The sequence below is a fragment of the Agromyces sp. NPDC058064 genome (assembly GCF_042885275.1).
Taxonomy (GTDB): domain Bacteria; phylum Actinomycetota; class Actinomycetes; order Actinomycetales; family Microbacteriaceae; genus Agromyces.
Map to the genome: position 1 here is coordinate 225645 of NZ_JBHVSE010000005.1, position 16257 is coordinate 241901.

General features: G+C 73.3%; 18 protein-coding genes. 12 read left to right on the plus strand and 6 right to left on the minus strand.

What is annotated here, in order from left to right; translation table 11 throughout:
- Positions 1–82 precede the first annotated feature (82 nt).
- The gene (locus ACFVSL_RS16605; RefSeq protein WP_386942082.1) at positions 83–1690 is read left to right on the plus strand and encodes a carboxyl transferase domain-containing protein; all 1608 of its coding nucleotides are present in this window, start codon (positions 83–85) and stop codon (positions 1688–1690) included.
- Positions 1691–1724: 34 nt separating this feature from the next.
- Here the strand turns inward: ACFVSL_RS16605 and ACFVSL_RS16610 are convergent, their stop codons facing one another.
- On the minus strand, positions 1725–2450 hold the full coding sequence (locus tag ACFVSL_RS16610; protein WP_386942083.1) for an MBL fold metallo-hydrolase: 726 nt from the start codon (positions 2448–2450) through the stop codon (positions 1725–1727).
- 101 nt (positions 2451–2551) lie between these two features.
- Between ACFVSL_RS16610 and ACFVSL_RS16615 the strand changes: the two genes are divergently transcribed.
- The 8 genes from ACFVSL_RS16615 (at position 2552) to ACFVSL_RS16650 (ending at position 11252) form a co-directional block, all read left to right on the plus strand.
- Positions 2552–3187, plus strand: coding sequence for a TetR/AcrR family transcriptional regulator (locus ACFVSL_RS16615; protein ID WP_386942084.1), 636 nt, complete (start codon positions 2552–2554; stop codon positions 3185–3187).
- A gap of 105 nt (positions 3188–3292) precedes the next feature.
- The gene (locus ACFVSL_RS16620; protein WP_386942085.1) at positions 3293–5311 is read left to right on the plus strand and encodes an acetyl/propionyl/methylcrotonyl-CoA carboxylase subunit alpha; all 2019 of its coding nucleotides are present in this window, start codon (positions 3293–3295) and stop codon (positions 5309–5311) included.
- Positions 5308–6474, plus strand: a complete 1167-nt coding sequence (locus ACFVSL_RS16625; protein WP_386942086.1) for an acyl-CoA dehydrogenase family protein — start codon at positions 5308–5310, stop codon at positions 6472–6474. Before ACFVSL_RS16620 ends, ACFVSL_RS16625 begins: the two co-directional genes overlap by 4 nt.
- Before the next feature lie 51 nt (positions 6475–6525).
- Entirely contained in the window at positions 6526–7116 is a 591-nt protein-coding gene (locus ACFVSL_RS16630) for a MaoC family dehydratase (protein ID WP_386942087.1), read from the plus strand.
- Positions 7116–7928 carry an HpcH/HpaI aldolase/citrate lyase family protein gene (locus ACFVSL_RS16635; RefSeq protein ID WP_386942088.1) on the plus strand — a complete coding sequence of 271 codons (813 nt, stop codon included), beginning with the start codon at positions 7116–7118 and terminating at the stop codon, positions 7926–7928. The genes ACFVSL_RS16630 and ACFVSL_RS16635 overlap by 1 nt, the downstream gene beginning before the upstream one ends.
- 156 nt (positions 7929–8084) lie before the next feature.
- The gene (locus ACFVSL_RS16640) at positions 8085–9191 is read left to right on the plus strand and encodes an aldo/keto reductase (RefSeq protein ID WP_386942089.1); all 1107 of its coding nucleotides are present in this window, start codon (positions 8085–8087) and stop codon (positions 9189–9191) included.
- A 42-nt stretch (positions 9192–9233) separates the two neighbouring features.
- Positions 9234–10619 carry a M16 family metallopeptidase gene (locus ACFVSL_RS16645; protein WP_386942090.1) on the plus strand — a complete coding sequence of 462 codons (1386 nt, stop codon included), beginning with the start codon at positions 9234–9236 and terminating at the stop codon, positions 10617–10619.
- 30 nt (positions 10620–10649) lie between these two features.
- Positions 10650–11252 carry a histidine phosphatase family protein gene (locus ACFVSL_RS16650; RefSeq protein WP_386942091.1) on the plus strand — a complete coding sequence of 201 codons (603 nt, stop codon included), beginning with the start codon at positions 10650–10652 and terminating at the stop codon, positions 11250–11252.
- Between the two features lie 55 nt (positions 11253–11307).
- Here ACFVSL_RS16650 and ACFVSL_RS16655 read toward each other — a convergent pair whose 3' ends face one another.
- A complete protein-coding gene (locus ACFVSL_RS16655) occupies positions 11308–11793 on the minus strand; it encodes a GNAT family N-acetyltransferase (RefSeq protein ID WP_386942092.1) in 486 nt (161 codons plus the stop codon).
- A gap of 36 nt (positions 11794–11829) precedes the next feature.
- Between ACFVSL_RS16655 and dapB the strand changes: the two genes are divergently transcribed.
- On the plus strand, positions 11830–12582 hold the full coding sequence (dapB, locus tag ACFVSL_RS16660; RefSeq protein ID WP_386942093.1) for a 4-hydroxy-tetrahydrodipicolinate reductase: 753 nt from the start codon (positions 11830–11832) through the stop codon (positions 12580–12582).
- The gene (locus ACFVSL_RS16665; protein WP_386942094.1) at positions 12579–13019 is read left to right on the plus strand and encodes a hypothetical protein; all 441 of its coding nucleotides are present in this window, start codon (positions 12579–12581) and stop codon (positions 13017–13019) included. The genes dapB and ACFVSL_RS16665 overlap by 4 nt, the downstream gene beginning before the upstream one ends.
- Here the strand turns inward: ACFVSL_RS16665 and ACFVSL_RS16670 are convergent.
- The 4 genes from ACFVSL_RS16670 to ACFVSL_RS16685 all read right to left on the minus strand — a co-directional run bounded on the left by ACFVSL_RS16670 (position 12991) and on the right by ACFVSL_RS16685 (position 15351).
- Positions 12991–13896 (minus strand): TIGR01777 family oxidoreductase, encoded by a 906-nt coding sequence (locus tag ACFVSL_RS16670; RefSeq protein WP_386942095.1) that lies wholly within the window; start codon positions 13894–13896, stop codon positions 12991–12993. The two genes, ACFVSL_RS16665 and ACFVSL_RS16670, sit on opposite strands and share 29 nt — an antisense overlap.
- 3 nt (positions 13897–13899) lie before the next feature.
- Entirely contained in the window at positions 13900–14325 is a 426-nt protein-coding gene (locus ACFVSL_RS16675; protein WP_386942096.1) for an OsmC family peroxiredoxin, read from the minus strand.
- Between the two features lie 113 nt (positions 14326–14438).
- On the minus strand, positions 14439–14921 hold the full coding sequence (locus ACFVSL_RS16680) for a DUF4395 domain-containing protein (protein ID WP_386942097.1): 483 nt from the start codon (positions 14919–14921) through the stop codon (positions 14439–14441).
- Positions 14905–15351: a TlpA family protein disulfide reductase gene (locus tag ACFVSL_RS16685; RefSeq protein ID WP_386942098.1), complete on the minus strand. Its 447-nt coding sequence runs from the start codon at positions 15349–15351 to the stop codon at positions 14905–14907. The genes ACFVSL_RS16680 and ACFVSL_RS16685 overlap by 17 nt, the downstream gene beginning before the upstream one ends.
- A gap of 92 nt (positions 15352–15443) precedes the next feature.
- On the opposite strand from ACFVSL_RS16685, the gene ACFVSL_RS16690 reads away from it, so the two are divergent.
- Positions 15444–16253 carry a thymidylate synthase gene (locus tag ACFVSL_RS16690; protein ID WP_386942099.1) on the plus strand — a complete coding sequence of 270 codons (810 nt, stop codon included), beginning with the start codon at positions 15444–15446 and terminating at the stop codon, positions 16251–16253.
- Positions 16254–16257 lie beyond the last annotated feature (4 nt).

The window sequence follows — 16257 nt, forward strand, 5'->3', positions numbered from 1 at the left end:
GTGCACACTAACCGAAACCAGGTGCCCGCGGCAAGGGGGCGCGCCGTCGACGACGACGGACCGAGCGAGACGAGCTGAGCGCATGGGCATCCTGCACACGCAGATCGACGTCGACGGCGACACCGGCCGGGCGAACGCGGCGGCGCACGCCGAACTGGCGGAGGAGCTGCGGGCACGGCTCGCGGCCGCCGCGCAGGGCGGGCCCGAGGCATCCAGGGCGCGTCACGTGGCGCGCGGCAAGCTGCTGCCCCGCGACCGCGTCGCCCGCCTGCTCGACGAGGGCAGCCCGTTCCTCGAGATCGCGCCGCTCGCCGCCGACGGCCTCTACGGCGACGACTCGCCGGGTGCGGGCATCATCACCGGCATCGGCCTCGTGCACGACCGGCCCGTCGTGGTCGTCTGCAACGACGCGACCGTCAAGGGCGGCACCTACTACCCGATGACGGTGAAGAAGCACCTCCGTGCGCAGGAGGTCGCGAAGGAGCACCGCCTGCCGTGCGTCTACCTCGTCGACTCGGGCGGCGCGTTCCTGCCCCTGCAGGACGAGGTGTTCCCCGACCGCGAGCACTTCGGCCGCATCTTCTACAACCAGGCGCAGCTGTCGTCCCTGCGCATCCCGCAGCTCGCGGCGGTGCTCGGCTCGTGCACCGCGGGCGGCGCCTACGTGCCGGCGATGAGCGACGAGACGGTGATCGTGCGCGACCAGGGCACGATCTTCCTCGGCGGCCCGCCCCTCGTGAAGGCCGCGATCGGCGAGGTCGTCACCCCCGAGGAGCTCGGCGGCGGCGAGCTGCACGCGCGAACCTCGGGAGTCGTCGACCACCTCGCCGAGGACGACGAGCACGCCCTCGAGCTCGTGCGCGACATGGTCGCGACCCTGCCCGAGCAGGCGCCCCGCGCCTGGGCGGTGCGCGAGCCGCGCGAGCCGGCGGTCGACCCCGCGGGGCTCACCGCCGCGGTCCCCGTCGACGTGCAGCAGCCGTACGACGTGCGCGAGGTCATCGCACGACTCGTCGACGCCAGCGAGTTCGCCGAGTTCAAGCCCGAGTACGGCGACACCCTCGTCACGGGCTTCGCCCACGTCGACGGGCACCCGGTGGGCATCGTCGCGAACAACGGCGTGCTGTTCAGCGAGTCGGCGATGAAGGGCGCGCACTTCATCGAGCTCTGCGACCAGCGCGGCATCCCGCTGCTGTTCCTGCAGAACATCTCGGGCTTCATGGTCGGCCGAGACGCCGAGGCGGGCGGCATCGCGAAGCACGGCGCGAAGATGGTCACCGCCGTCGCGACGACGCGCGTGCCGAAGCTCACGGTCGTCATCGGCGGCTCGTTCGGCGCCGGCAACTACTCGATGTGCGGCCGGGCGTACTCGCCGCGCTTCCTCTGGATGTGGCCGAACGCCCGCATCTCCGTCATGGGCGGCGAGCAGGCGGCGTCGGTGCTCGCGACGGTCAAGCGCGACCAGCTCGCTGTCGCCGGCGAGAGCTGGCCCGAAGAGGCCGAGCAGGCCTTCAAGGAGCCGATCCGCGCGCAGTACGACGAGCAGGGCAGCCCGTACCACTCGACCGCGCGGCTCTGGGACGACGGCATCATCGCGCCCGAGGACACGCGCACCGTGCTCGGCCTCGCGCTCGAGCTCGCCAGCCGCACGCCGCTGCCCGAGCCCCGGTTCGGCCTCTTCCGCATGTGAGGGCGGGCCGCCGGCGGCACGCGGCCGCCGGGCCTCAGCGACCGGATGCCTCGGCGGCGGCCTCGATCGCGTCGATGATCTCGCGCACGCCGCCGCGCCAGGGGGCGCCGTGACCGGGGATCACCCAGGCCGCCTCGAGGCCCTCGAGCCGGTGGAGCGAGGCGAGCGCCTCGGCCGGGTCGTCGGTGAAGGGCGCGGGCTGCGGCCCGTCGGCGCCCGTCAGCACGTGGCGGGTGGTCAGCGCATCGCCGACGAAGACGGCGTCGACCGACGGCACGTGCACTGCGACGCTGCCGGGGGAGTGGCCCGGCATGCCGACGATGCGCGGGGAGCCGGGCAGGTCGAGCACCTCGCCGTCGCGGAAGGTCTCGACCTCGCCGAGGTGGGCGGTGCGCAGGCCGCCCTTGCGCGCGGCGTACCAGAGGAACCTCGCGGTCGCGCCGAGCTTCATGCGGCCCCACTCGGGCTTCGTCGACGTCTCGCCGCGGGCACGTGCCGCGTCGGCCTCGTGCACGTGGACCGGGACGCCGTGGTCTCGGCGGAGGCGCTCGGCGAAGCCGATGTGGTCGGTGTCGCCGTGCGTGAGCACCACGCCGCGGACGTCGTCGAGGCTGCGGCCCATCGCCGCGAGCTCGGCGAGCAGCTCGTTCCACTGGCCCGCGAGGCCCGCGTCGATGAGCGTGACGCCCTCGGGGGTGTCGACGAGGTGGACGGCGACGAGGTCGTTGCCGATGCGGTGGAGGGAAGGGGCGAGCTGCATCTCGGGGTCCTTGCGTTGCGGGTGGATGATGATGGCTATGCTACATAGCCATCATGGCTATGCGCAATAGCCTAGAGTGGAATCCTCGAAGGGAGCCCATGATGCCGACACCCGAACGCACCTCGCTCGACGCGATCCTCACCGCGGGTCGGGAGATCCTCGAAGCCGAGGGGCTCGGCGGGCTCACCATGCAGGCCGTCGCCGACCGCGTCGGAGTGCGGGCGCCCTCGCTCTACAAGCGCGTGCGCAACCGCGGCGAGCTCGTCCGGTCGATCGCGGCCGCCACGGTCGCCGAGCTCGGCGACCGGCTCGAGGCGCCGGGGGAGCCGAGTGAACCTAGGGCGCCCGGTGAATACGGGGGGCCCGGCGCGTCCAGGGAGCCCGGCGCACTTGGTGGCCCGGATGCGGCACTCGCCCGTCTCGCCCGTCTCGCCGGCATCATGCGCGCGTTCGCCCACGAGCGCCCGGCGGCCTACCGGTTGCTCTTCGCCTCGGGCGACGAGTCGGGCCTCGAGGTCGAGCAGCTCCGCGAGGCGAGCGCGCCGCTGCTCGCGGTCGCCGCCGAGCTCGCCGGGCCCGAGCACGCACTCGACGCCGCCCGCACGCTCACCGCGTGGGTCACGGGGTTCATCAGCATGGAGCTCGCGGGTGCCTTCCGGCTGGGGGGCGACGTCGACCGGGCATTCGAGTACGGCGTCGCGCACCTCGGCGCGGCGCTCGCGTCGTCGGCGCGCTGATCCGCTCGCCCGTCCCCTTGCGATTTCAGTTAACGAGCACTAACATCGAATCCAGTTAGTGCGCGTTAACTGTTCTGCGCGCACCTCGAGCGCAGGGAGGCGCGGATGGGCACGGGCGACGCCGTCATCGGAACACGACCGCCGCGCCCCTTCGACCGCGTGCTCGTCGCCAACCGCGGCGAGATCGCGGTCCGCGTCATCCGCACCCTGCGCCGGCTCGGCATCCGCTCCATCGCGGTCTTCTCCGATGCCGACGCCGACGCGCCGCACGTGCGCCTCGCCGACGAGGCCGTGCGCATCGGCCCCGCGGCCGCCGCCGAGAGCTACCTCGACCCGGCGCGCATCATCGCCGCGGCCCGCGAGTGCGGCGCCCAGGCGATCCACCCCGGCTACGGCTTCCTCTCCGAGCACGCGGGCTTCGCCGCCGCCTGCCGTGACGCCGGCATCGTCTTCGTCGGGCCCGGCGTCGAGGCGCTCGACGTCATGGGCGACAAGATCCGGGCGAAGCGGCACGTCGAGGCATCCGGGGTGCCGACCGTGCCCGGCATCGCCGACCCGACGCTCGACGACGCCGCGCTCGCCGCGGCCGGCGAGTCGATCGGCTACCCCCTGCTCGTGAAGCCGAGCGCCGGCGGCGGCGGCAAGGGCATGCAGATCGCCCGCGACGCCCGCGAGCTCGCCACCGCCATCCCCGCCGCGCGGCGCGTCGCGCTCGCCGCCTTCGGCGACGACACCCTGCTGCTCGAGCGGCTCATCGAACGCCCCCGTCACATCGAGGTGCAGGTGCTCGCCGACGAGTACGGCGAGGTCGTCCACCTCGGCGAACGCGAGTGCTCGCTGCAGCGACGGCACCAGAAGGTCATCGAGGAGGCGCCGTCGCCCCTGCTCGACGACGCCACCCGTGCGCGCATCGGGCGGTCGGCCTGCGACGCGGCGCGCAGCGTCGACTACCGCGGCGCCGGCACGGTCGAGTTCCTCGTCTCCGACGCGGCGCCCGAGGAGTTCTTCTTCATCGAGATGAACACCCGGCTGCAGGTCGAGCACCCCGTGACCGAGCTCGTGACCGGCATCGACCTCGTCGAGCAGCAGCTGCGCATCGCCGCGGGCCAGCCGCTCGCGATCCACCAGGAGGAGGTGCGGCTCGCCGGCCACGCGATCGAGGCGCGGGTCTACGCCGAGAGCCCCGAACGCGGCTTCCTCCCGTCGACGGGCGAGCTGCTCGTCTGGCGCGCGCCCGCGGGCGAGGGCGTCCGCGTCGACGGGGGCATCCGTTCTGGGCAGCGCATCACCGCCGACTACGACCCGATGATCGCGAAGGTGATCGCCCACGGCGACGACCGCGCGGAGGCGCTCGCGCGACTCGACGCCGCGCTCGCCGAGACGGTCGTGCTCGGCGTCGACACGAACCTCGCCTTCCTGCGCCGGCTGCTCGCGGAGCCCGCCGTGCAGCGCGGCGACCTCGACACCGGGCTCATCGACCGCATGCCCGAGCCCGAGTCCGACGAGGTGCCCGCCCCCGTGCTCGCCGCCGCGGCGGCGGTGCGCGACGAGGCCGCCGTCGACGACGCGCGGGCCGCGGGCGGCCACGCATGGCAGACCGCCCGAGGCTGGGCCGCCGGCCGGCGAACCGCGCCGGGCGTCGCCGACGGCGCGCGCACCGACGCCGAGGTCGTCGCGACCGACGCCGACGGCGCGCTCTGGCTGCACGGCCCCCTCGGCACCTGGCGCGTGCCCGCCGTCGACCGGCGCGCCGACCTCCGTGCCCGGCTCGCGATGATCGAGCGCGGCGGCCTCGCCGACCCCGAGCTGCGCGCGCCGATGCCCGGCACCGTGACCGCGGTGCTGGTCGCCGACGGCGACCGCGTCGAGCCGGGCGACGCCGTCGTCGCGATCGAGGCCATGAAGATGGAGCATCGCGTGACGGCACCCGTCGCCGGCGTCGTGCGGCTCGCCGTCGCGATGGGCGCGCAGGTCTCGCGCGACCAGCCCGTCGCCCGCGTCGAGCCCGACCACGAGGCATCCGCGCCCGCATCGCCGGCCGACCAGACCCCCGCATCATCGGGCGCGCCTCACGAGGGCGCGCACCCGACCGCACCCCACCAGGAACGAGGAGCACGACCGTGAGCACCGAGCTGAGCGCCGAGGAACAGCAGCTGTACGACATGGTCTGCGAGTTCGCCGACACCGTCGTCGCACCGCAGTCGTACGAGGCCGACCGCACCCACACGCTCTCGATGGACGTCGTGGCCCAGATGGGCGAGCTCGGGCTCTTCGGGCTGCCCTTCCCCGAGGAGGTCGGCGGCCAGGGCGGCGACTACATGGCGCTCTGCCTCGCGATCGAGGCGCTCGCCCGGGTCGACCAGTCGATCGCGATCACCCTCGAAGCAGCGGTCGGCCTCGGCGCGATGCCGATCTTCCGCCACGGCACCGAGGAGCAGAAGGCCGAGCTCCTGCCCGACCTCGTCGCCGGCCGCGCGCTCGCCGGCTTCGGCCTCACCGAGCCCGAGGCGGGCTCCGACGCCGGCGCCACCCGCACGACGGCCGTGCTCGACGGCGACGAATGGGTCGTCAACGGCTCGAAGCAGTTCATCACCAACTCGGGCACGCCCATCACGAGGTTCGTCACCGTCACGGCGGTGACCGGCGAGCGCACCCGCTCCGACGGCTCGGTCTCGAAGGAGCTGTCCACGATCATCCTGCCGAACGGCACCCCCGGATTCACGGTCGCCCCCGGCTACGACAAGGCCGGCTGGCGCGCGAGCGACACGCACCCGCTGACGTTCGACGACGTGCGCGTGCCCGCGTCGAACCTGCTCGGCGAGCGCGGCCGCGGCTTCGCGAACTTCCTGCAGACGCTCGACGAGGGCCGCATCGCGATCGCGGCGCTCTCGACCGGTGCCGCGCAGGGCTGCCTCGACGAGGCGATCGCGTACGCGAAGACCCGCAACGTCTTCGGCGTGCCGATCGCCTCGCACCAGTACATCGCCTTCACGATCGCGCAGATGCAGGCCCGCGTGCACACCGCGCGCCTCGCCTGGCACGACGCGGCACGCCGTGCCGACGCCGGCCTGCCCTTCAAGAAGGAGGCGGCGATCGCGAAGCTCGTCGCGAGCGACGCCGCCATGGCGAACTCGCGCGACGCGACCCAGATCTTCGGCGGCATGGGCTTCATGAACGAGACGCTCGTCGCCCGGCACTACCGCGACTCGAAGATCCTCGAGATCGGCGAGGGCACGAACGAGGTGCAGCTCATGGTCATCGCACGCGAGCTGGGGCTCGCGGGGTAGCGTTCGAGATGGATGCCGCGGGGTGCGCCCCGCGGCGGAAGGGAGCTGCTGATGGCCGGCGAGTCGACCGAGCTGCCCGAGGTGCGCCGCGAGGTGATGCAGCGCGGGCTCTGGTTCGAGGAGTTCGAACCGGGCACGAGGTACCTGCACCGACCGGGTCGCACCGTGACCGAGGCCGACAACGTGCTGTTCACGACCCTGACGATGAACACGCAGTCGCTGCATCTCGACGCCGCGTGGGCCGAGACGCAGCCCTTCGGCGAGCGGCTGATGAACTCGATGTTCACGCTCGCGACGATCGTCGGCGCGTCGGTCGCCCAGCTCACGCAGGGCACGATCGTGGCGAACCTCGGCTTCACCGAGGTCGCGTTCCCCGCCCCGCTCTACCACGGCGACACCCTCTACAGCGAGACCGTGGTGGTCGAGGCGCGCGCGTCGGCCTCCCGGCCCGGGCAGGGCATCGTCACGCTCCAGCACGTGGGCCGCAACCAGCACGGCGGCGAGGTCGCCCGTGCCCGCCGCTCGGTGCTCATGTGGATGCGGGAGGCGGGCGAGCGGCAGGCGACGGCGACGGTGCAGTCCGCCGGACGGGCGCGCGCCGGACGGGGCGACGTGCGCCGCTCGGCCGACGAGGAGGAGTGATGTCGGCGCACCCGATCTTCAGGTTCGGCCCCGCGATCCTCTTCTGCCCGGCCGATCGGCCCGAGCGGTACGCGAAGGCGCTCGATCGCGCCGACGCCGTGATCCTCGACCTCGAGGACGCGGTCGCGCCGGCGGCGAAGCGGGCGGCCCGGCTCGCGCTCATCTCCACGCCGCTCGATCCCGAACGAGTGATCGTGCGGGTGAACCCCGCGGGTACCGACGACTTCGCCGACGATCTCGCCGCGCTCGCCGCGACCGAGTACCGCACGGTCATGCTCGCGAAGTGCGAGGGCACCGCCGACCTCGTCGACCTCGCCGAGTTCGAGGTGATCGCGCTCTGCGAGACCGCGAGGGGCGTGCTCGCCGCACCCGAGATCGCGGCGATCCCGAACGTGTCGGCGCTCATGTGGGGCGCCGAGGACCTGGTCGCCTCGCTCGGCGGATCGTCGAGCCGGGCGGCCGACGGGTCGTACCGCGACGTCGCCCGGCACGCGCGCTCGCGCGTGCTGCTCGCGGCCGGCGCGCACGGCGTGGCCGCGATCGACGCGGTGCACCTCGACATCGCCGACGTCGACGGGCTCCGCGACGAGGCCGAGGACGCGGCCGCCGTCGGGTTCGCCGCGACCGCGTGCATCCACCCCGCGCAGGCGGGGGTCGTCCGCGACGCGTACCGGCCGAGCGCAGAACGAGTCGAATGGGCGCGGGCGGTGCTCGACGCCGCACGGGACGAGCGGGGCGTGTTCGCGTTCCGGGGGGCGATGGTCGATGCGCCGCTGCTCGCCCAGGCCGAGGCGGTCCTGCGTCGCGCATGAGCGATCGTCCTCGCACGTGAGGGCCCCCGATGGGGGTACGGATCCGGGTCGCCATCAAACGATTCGATAACGGTTCATCCGTTGTTGCCCCGTCTGCGCCGGAAACGGGGGACGACCTGCGTATCCTCAAAGCCAATCCTGGGGAGGAGGGGACGCGTGGCGAGACGACACAGCTACCGGCCGGGTTCGGCGAGCGTTGCGGGGGCAGCGGTCGCCGAGATGGAGATCGGCGAGGTCGCGGACGAGGCCGGTGCCGGGGCATCCGGTGCGGTCATGAGCGGCGACGCCGCTCGTTCGCGAGTCGAGACGATCGCATCGAATCCGCTGTCGGGCCCGATCACGGTGCCCGCCCGCGTCGCGATCGGCGACACCGGTCTCACGGCGCATCCGGTCGTGCTGGGAGCCAGCACCTTCGGGTGGACGCTCGGCGCCGAGCAGGCCTTCGCGGTGCTCGATCGCTTCGTCGCCGTCGGCGGCTCGCTCATCGACACCGCCGACAGCTACGCCGCCGGGCGCAGCGAGTCGATCCTCGGCATGTGGATGGATTCGCGCGGCACCCACGACCGGGTCCGCATCATGACGAAGGTCGGCCGCCACCCCGAAGCCGCGGGGCTCGCTCCCGAGCAGATCAACGCCGCGGTCGACGCCTCGCTCATGCGCCTCGGCGTCGAGCGCCTCGACCTCGTGCACTTCCACGGCGAAGACCCCGACGTGCCCCTGGAGGAGAGCCTCGGCGCGATCGACGCCCTCATCACCGCGGGCAAGGTCGGCGCGATCGGCGCGTCCGACTTCGGGCCCGAGCGCCTCATCGAGGCCCGGGTGCTCGCCGCCAACGGACTGCCGCGCTTCCAGGCGTTCACGACGCGCTACAACCTCATGGAGCGGCGTCCGTTCGAGGGGGCTCCCGAGCTCGTCGCGCACGCCCAGGGCCTCGCGGTGCTGCCGTACTTCGCACTCGCCAACGGCTTCCTCGGCGGCCAGGTGCGCCGTCGCGCCGACGTGAGGCACGACGCTCGCGGAGCGCGGCAGGCGCGCCACCTCGGGCGTCGCGGGCACCGGGTGCTCGCCGCACTCGACGCGGTGGCCTTCGCACGCGGCGTGCAGCCCGCGACCATCGCCCTCGCCTGGCTGCTCGCCAAGCCCACCGTGGCCGCACCCGTCGCGAGCGCGACGAGGCCCGAACAGGTCGACGCACTGCTCGCAGCGGCCGCGGTCGAGCTGACCCGCTCGGAGCTCGTCGAACTCGACCGCGCCTCGGCGTGAACCGACCCCGAATTCGACGGGGAGTGGCATAGGCTGTTCAGGATGAACGGCGCCGTCGACCTCCCTCTCGGCCAGGCCGAGCTCTCCTTCGAGGCGACGGGCGGCTCGCGCGTGCGGCGTTCGGTGCTCCCCTCGGGGGTGCGCGTGCTCAGCGAGCAGGTTCCGGGCAGCCGCAGCGCCACGGTCGGATTCTGGGTCGCGGTCGGCTCGCGCGACGAGCAGCATGCGGACGCCTCGGGGCCCGCGAGCCTCGGATCGACTCACTTCCTCGAGCACCTCCTGTTCAAGGGCACCCCGAGCCGCACCGCGCTCGACATCGCGATCTCCTTCGACGCCGTCGGCGGCGAGCACAACGCGCTCACGGCGAAGGAGTACACCTGCTACTACGCCAAGGTGCAGGACCGCGACCTCCCGATGGCGGTCTCGGTGCTCGCCGACATGTTCACCTCCTCGCTCCTCGATCCCGACGAGTTCGAGACCGAGCGCGGCGTCATCCTCGAGGAGCTCTCGATGGCGGGCGACGACCCCGCCGACGTCGCGAACGAGCGCTTCTTCGAGGCGGTGCTCGGCGCCCATCCGCTCGGCCGCCCGATCGGCGGCAACACCGGCACCATCCAGGCCGCGACCCGCGGAGCGGTCGCCGAGCACTACCGGGCCAATTACCGCCCGCAAGACCTCGTGGTGAGCGTCGCCGGCGCCGTCGACCACGACGCGCTCATCGCCGAGCTGAACCGCGCCCTCACCGCCGGCGGCTGGCGCCTCGACGAGCCGGGGGAGCCCGTCGCGCGGCGCGCGACCCTGCCCGCGGTCCTCGCGCCGGGGCAGCCGGTCACCGTCGTCGAGCGCCCGACCGAGCAGGTGAACCTGCTGCTCGGCACGCCGGCGCTCGTCGCGACCGACGAGCGCCGGGTCACCATGAGCGTGCTCAACGCCATCTTCGGCTCGGGCATGTCGTCGCGGCTCTTCCAGCAGGTCCGCGAGCGGCGCGGACTCGCGTACTCCGTCTACTCCTTCGCGCCGGCGTACTCCGACGCGGGGCTCTTCGGCATGTACGCGGGGTGCTCGCCGGCCAAGGCCGGCACCGTCGCCGAGCTGATGCGAGAGGAGCTCGACCGCCTCGCCCGCGACGGCGTGACGGCCGACGAGCTGGCGCGGGCCGGCGGCCAGCTCGCGGGCGCCTCGGCGCTCGCGCTCGAAGACTCGGACACCCGCATGTCGCGGCTCGGGCGCTCCGAACTCACCCTCGGCGAATTCGTCGACCTCGACGAGGCGCTCCGGCGCGTCGCACGCGTCACCGTCGACGACGTGCAGGCGCTCGCGAGCGACCTCGCCGCCCAGCCGTTCTCGCTCGTCGCCGTCGGCGCGATCGACGAATCGGCGTTCACCGGCGCAGCCGACCAGCTCGCGCCGAGCACCGACGTCGCCTGAGCGACGCGACCCCCTACAGGAGCAGAGCCCGTGGCCCATCACCTCTACCTCGTGCGACATGGCGAGCAGATCGACGCCGAGCACGGCCTTCCCGACGGGCCGCTCTCGCCCCGCGGTCGCCGTCAGGCCGAACTCCTCGCGGAGCGCCTCGGCGGCATCCCCTTCGATCACGCCTGGCATTCACCGCTGCAGCGCGCGACCGAGACGGCCGAGATCATCGCGGCGAAGATGCCGGCGCTCGACCCCGAGCCCTCGGCGCTGCTGTTCGACTGCATCCCGTCGGGTCCCGCCCCCGAGACGCCGAAGGTCTACGACCCGTTCTTCGGCTCGGTCACCGAGGAGGAGATCGAGGCCGGCAGTGCGCAGATGGCCGACGCCGTCGCCGAGTTCCTGCGCTCGCACCGCGAGGACCGCCACGAGCTGCTCATCACGCACAACTTCGTCATCGGCTGGTTCGTGCGGGAGGTGCTCGGCGCACCCGACTGGCGCTGGGTCTCGATCAACCAGGCGAACTGCGGGCTGACGGTGCTCACCCAGAAGCCGGGCCGCCCCTGGAGCCTCGTCACGCACAACGACCTCGCACACCTGCCGCCCGAGCTGCGCACCGGGCTGCCCGAGCCGTACGTCATCTGACCCGACCCGCTGATCGGGCAGCGGTGAGGGGCGCGCGGTGCGCGGCCCCGACCGCTCAGACCCGCTTGCCGAACCAGTCGGTCGCGTTCGGGTTGGCGTTGTAGGGCTCGATGTGGGAGTAGCCCGCCGAGCGGTAGAGCCCGCCCGCGGCCTCGAGGTTGGCGTTCGTGTCGAGCACGAGCTCCTGCGCCCCGTACTCGACCGCGCGCCGCTCGAGCTCCCCGAGCAGGCGGCGGCCCTCGCCGCGACCGCGTGCGGCCGGGGCGAGCCAGAGGTGCTTCACCTCGAAGCGGACCTCGTACGTCTCGGGCCGGCGCTGGATGCGCCGCACCCCGCCGCAGCCGACGAGCTCCCCGCCGCGCTCGTCGTCGGCCACGACGAGGAAGACGCCCGCGGGCGGGGTGAACTGCGCGGCATCCGGGAAGGTCGGCCGATACTCGCCCTGCTCGGCCGGGAAGCCGAGCGCACGCTCGGCGAAGTAGGCCTCGAGGAGGGCGTGGGCGTCGGGGTCGGTGACGGCGGCGTCGCGGAATCGCAGCATGCCTCGAGCATATTGGCCGCTTGCTAGGCTGGCCCGGTGACGATCAAGGTCGCCGTGGCCGGAGCCACGGGCAAGATGGGGCAGCTGGCGATCCGACTCATCGAGGCGGCCGACGACCTCGAACTGCACGCGGCGCTCGACTCGCGCTCGAGCCTCGACGAGATGCTCGGCGCCGACGTCGCCTTCGACGTCACCCACCCCGCTGCGAGCTCCTCGGTCGTCGAGTTCGCGGTCGACGCCGGCATCCCCATCGTCGTCGGCACCTCGGGCTGGTCGAGCGACCGCATCGCCGAGGTCTCCCGCTCGGTGCGTGCGCGCGACGACGCGGGCGCGGTGCTGTTCGTGCCGAACTTCTCGATCGGCAGCGTGCTGGCGACCGCGTTCGCGGCGCTCGCCGCCCCCTACTTCGACTCGATCGAGATCATCGAGGCCCACCACGCGGGCAAGGTCGACTCGCCCTCGGGCACCGCGGTCCGCACCGCCGAGCTCATCGGCGAGGGCCGCGGCGCGGCCGGGCCCGTCGCGGCGCCGCACGCCGACCAGCGCGCCCGCGGCCAGCTCGTCTCGGGCGTGCCCGTGCACAGCCTCCGCATGTCCGGCGTCCTCGCCGAGCAGCGCGTCATCATGGGCGGCGACGGCGAGACGCTCTCGTTCACGCACTCCACCCTCTCGCCGAGCTCCTACGAAGCCGGCATCCTGCTCGCGCTGCGGCGCGCACCCGAGGCTTCCGGGGTCACCGTCGGCCTCGACGCCCTGCTCGAGCTCGGCCTGCCCGGCTCGATCCGATGACCGTCAAGGCGGGCGCGCTCCTCATGGCCGCCCTGCTCGCGCTCTACCTCGCCCTCGTCGGCTGGCGCGCCGTGCAGTTCGTCGCGACCGGCGAGCCCGTCGCGGTCGCGATGGGCGTCGCGCTCATCGTGCTGCCGATCATCGCGGCGTGGGCGCTCTGGCGCGAGCTCTCGTTCGGCATCCGCTCGCAGGCGCTCGTGAAGCGCCTCGAGGCCGAGGGCGGGCTCGACCTCGAGCTGCCCCTGCTGCCGAGCGGCCGCCCCGACCGTGCTGCCGCCGGGGCCGAGTTCGGCCGGTTCAAGGCCGAGGCCGAGGCCGAGCCCGAATCATGGCGAGCCTGGCTGCGCCTCGGTCTCGCGTACGACGCGGCGGGCGACCGCCGTCGCGCCCGTCAGGCCGTGCGGCAGGCTATCCAGCTCGATCGCGCTTCGCGCTGAGCATCGCGTCGAGCGCCGACTCTACCGTGGGGTGCGTGAAGCGGTAGCCGTCGTCGATGAGGCGCTGCGGCCTCACCTTCTGGCTCGAGAGCAGCAGCTCGTCCGCCGCGCGGCCGAGCGCGAGCTCGAGCATCCGCTCGGGCACCGCGAAGGCGTACGGCCGCTTCATGCGCTCGGCCATCGACGTCATCACCCGGTCGGCGGTGGCGGGCGTCGGCCCCGTGAAGTTCACCGGTCCCGACAGCTTCGAGCCGAGCAGGTGCACGAGCCCGCCCACCTCGTCGTCGAGCGCGACCCACGGCCAGTGCTGGCCCCCGGTGCCGAGCCGGCCGGAGACGCCCAGCTTCGTCAGCGTGCCCACGCGCTGCATCGCGCCGCCCTGCCCGACCACGAGGCCGGTCCGCACGTGCACGGTGCGGGTCTCCTCGGGGGCGAGCGTCGCGGCCTGCTCCCACTTCGCGACGACCTCGGCGAGGAACCCCGTGCCGGCGCTCGAGTACTCGGTGAGCAGCTCGCCGGGCCGGTCGCCGTAGTAGCCCACGGCCGAGGCGCTGAGGAACACCGACGGCGGGTTGCGGGCCTTGCGCATCGCGTCGGCGAGCGTGCGCGTCACGCCGATGCGCGAGTCGAGGATCTCGCCGCGGTAGCCCTTCGTCCAGGGCAGTCGTGCGAGCGAGGCGCCTGCGAGGTTCACGACCGCGTCGACCCGGTCCATCACGGTGAAGTCGATGATGCCCGCCGCCGGCGACCACGACACCTCGTCGCCGGCCTGCGCCCGCCGGCGCACCAGCCTGACGACCTCATGCCCCTCGTGACGCAGCCGCTCGACGAGCGGTGCGCCGATGAAGCCCGAGGCGCCGGCGATCAGGACCCGCATCGCTCAGGCGAGTTCGGCTTCGATCGTGATCGGGATCCCGGCGAGCGCCTGCGAGATCGGGCAGCCCGCCTTCGCGTCGTTGGCGAAGGCCTCGAACTCGGCCTCGCTGAGTCCGGGCACCCGGGCGCTCACGAGCAGGTGGCTGCCGAGCACGCCCTTGCCGGCCTCGAAGGTCACGGCGGCGGTCGTCTGGATGCTCTCGGCCGGCGAACCGGCCTGGGCGAGCGCGAGCGAGAGCGCCATCGAGAAGCAGGAGGAGTGCGCCGCCGCCAGCAGCTCCTCGGGGTTCGTCGTGTTCGCGACGCCCTCGGCGCGGGCCTTCCAGTTGACGGGGAAGCTCGCGAGGCCCGAGGAGTCGAGGCCGACCTCGCCCGAACCCTCGAACAGCGTGCCCTTCCAGACGGTCGTCGCTTCACTCGTGATTGCCATCGGGTTCCTCCACTTCGAGCCGGAGTCTCAGCCTAGCGGGGCGTTGGCCGGACGCGCCGGGAGGATTCGTCGCGCCGTGCGGCGCGATCGACGAGGGGCCGGATGCCCCGCGCTCACGCCGTGCGGATCACTCGCGCCCGCACCAGCAGCAGGTAGATCCGGCAGCCGAGGCAGAAGTCGAACGCGGCGTTGAGGAAGGCGGCGACGAAGGCGACGGCCGCGGCGATCGGCACGGCGGAGGGCACCCCGAGCAGGGCCAGTACGACCCCGGCGAGGGTGACGGCGAAGCCGACGCCCTGCGCGAAGGTCGGCGGGCGAGGGTCCTCGAGCTCGGCCGGCGGCGCCAGGCGCGGTCGGACGACGCGCGCGAAGAGGAGGCCGAACGGGTGGCGCCGGATGCCGGCGAAGGCGCCCCAGGCGAAGAGCGCCGTGAGACCGACCAGCAGCCAGAACGCGGCCGTCTCGGCGCCGGCGAGGGCGAGCACGACGGTGACGAGCAGGAGGACCGCGGTGATCGCCGCCCCGAAGCGCGGGCCCCGCGGGTCGATGCCCGTGGCCGTCGTGGGCTCGTTCGTCCGATCAGTGGGCACCGACATGGTTCCTCCCGAGGATGTCGTCGAGTCGGGCGCGCACCACCTCGGCGCGCGGCGCCCCGCCGATGCGGGCCCGCACGGCGCCGTCGGCGTCGAGGAGCAGCGTCGTGGGGGTCTGGCTGATCCGGAAGCGCGCGGCGAGGTCCGCCCGGTGCGTGAGGTCGACCTCGACGTGGCGGGTGCCCGCCTCGTCGTCGGCGATCGCGCCGAGCAGACGCGCGGCGGCGGGGCAGCGGCTGCAGAACTCGGTCGAGAACTGGAGGAGCGTCGCCCCGGTGCCGAAGCCGTCGGCCGCGAGCCCGAGCTCGCCCGGACGCACCCGCTCGCCCGAGCCGCGCACGGCGCGACCCTGCGCGGCGCGCCAGGCGAGGCCGGCGACGGTCGTCACCGCGACGAGCGCTGCGCCGATCGCGAGCGCGGGCAGGAGGTCCATGGGAACGAAGGTAGGCCCGCCCGGTCGCGGCGCGACGACTGTGACGACGAATGACGCCCGCACCGAGGCATCCGCGGGTTAGCCTTGATGCGATGTCCGAGACGATCGCAACCCCGTACGAAGACCTCCTGCGCGACGTGCTCGAGCACGGCACGCCGAAGACCGACCGCACCGGCACCGGCACGCGAAGCGTGTTCGGCCGACAGCTGCGGTTCGACCTCGCCGAGGGGTTCCCCCTCATCACGACGAAGCGCGTGCACTTCAAGTCGATCGCGTACGAGCTGCTGTGGTTCCTGCAGGGCTCGTCGAACGTCGGCTGGCTGCAGGAGCACGGCGTCTCCATCTGGGACGAGTGGGCCGACGCCGACGGCGAGCTCGGCCCCGTCTACGGGGTGCAGTGGCGCTCGTGGCCGACCCCGTCGGGCGAGGTCATCGACCAGATCGCCGACGTGGTCGCGCAGATCCGCGAGAACCCCGACTCGCGCCGCCTCATCGTCTCGGCGTGGAACCCCGCCGACATCCCCTCCATGGCGCTGGCCCCCTGCCACGCGCTGTTCCAGTTCTACGTCGCCGACGGCCGGCTGTCGTGCCAGCTCTACCAGCGCAGCGCCGACCTCTTCCTCGGCGTGCCGTTCAACATCGCCTCCTACGCGCTGCTCACCCACATGGTCGCCGCGCAGACCGGCCTCGAGGTCGGCGACTTCGTCTGGACGGGCGGCGACTGCCACATCTACGACAACCACGTCGAGCAGGTGACCGAGCAGCTCGCCCGCGCGCCGTTCGCGCCGCCGACGCTGCGCCTGACGCGCACGCCCGCGTCGATCTTCGACTACGAGTACGACGACTTCGCGGTCGAGGACTACCGGCACCACCCGGCGATCCGCGCCGCCGTCGCGGTATGAGCGA

Coding starts and splice junctions, on each gene's coding strand:
- ACFVSL_RS16605 (WP_386942082.1), top strand. CDS start 83: ATGGGCATCCTGCACACGCAGATCGACGTCGACGGCGACACCGGCCGG.
- ACFVSL_RS16610 (WP_386942083.1), bottom strand. CDS start 2,450: ATGCAGCTCGCCCCTTCCCTCCACCGCATCGGCAACGACCTCGTCGCC.
- ACFVSL_RS16615 (WP_386942084.1), top strand. CDS start 2,552: ATGCCGACACCCGAACGCACCTCGCTCGACGCGATCCTCACCGCGGGT.
- ACFVSL_RS16620 (WP_386942085.1), top strand. CDS start 3,293: ATGGGCACGGGCGACGCCGTCATCGGAACACGACCGCCGCGCCCCTTC.
- ACFVSL_RS16630 (WP_386942087.1), top strand. CDS start 6,526: ATGGCCGGCGAGTCGACCGAGCTGCCCGAGGTGCGCCGCGAGGTGATG.
- ACFVSL_RS16635 (WP_386942088.1), top strand. CDS start 7,116: ATGTCGGCGCACCCGATCTTCAGGTTCGGCCCCGCGATCCTCTTCTGC.
- ACFVSL_RS16645 (WP_386942090.1), top strand. CDS start 9,234: ATGAACGGCGCCGTCGACCTCCCTCTCGGCCAGGCCGAGCTCTCCTTC.
- ACFVSL_RS16655 (WP_386942092.1), bottom strand. CDS start 11,793: ATGCTGCGATTCCGCGACGCCGCCGTCACCGACCCCGACGCCCACGCC.
- ACFVSL_RS16665 (WP_386942094.1), top strand. CDS start 12,579: ATGACCGTCAAGGCGGGCGCGCTCCTCATGGCCGCCCTGCTCGCGCTC.
- ACFVSL_RS16670 (WP_386942095.1), bottom strand. CDS start 13,896: ATGCGGGTCCTGATCGCCGGCGCCTCGGGCTTCATCGGCGCACCGCTC.
- ACFVSL_RS16675 (WP_386942096.1), bottom strand. CDS start 14,325: ATGGCAATCACGAGTGAAGCGACGACCGTCTGGAAGGGCACGCTGTTC.
- ACFVSL_RS16680 (WP_386942097.1), bottom strand. CDS start 14,921: ATGTCGGTGCCCACTGATCGGACGAACGAGCCCACGACGGCCACGGGC.
- ACFVSL_RS16685 (WP_386942098.1), bottom strand. CDS start 15,351: ATGGACCTCCTGCCCGCGCTCGCGATCGGCGCAGCGCTCGTCGCGGTG.
- ACFVSL_RS16690 (WP_386942099.1), top strand. CDS start 15,444: ATGTCCGAGACGATCGCAACCCCGTACGAAGACCTCCTGCGCGACGTG.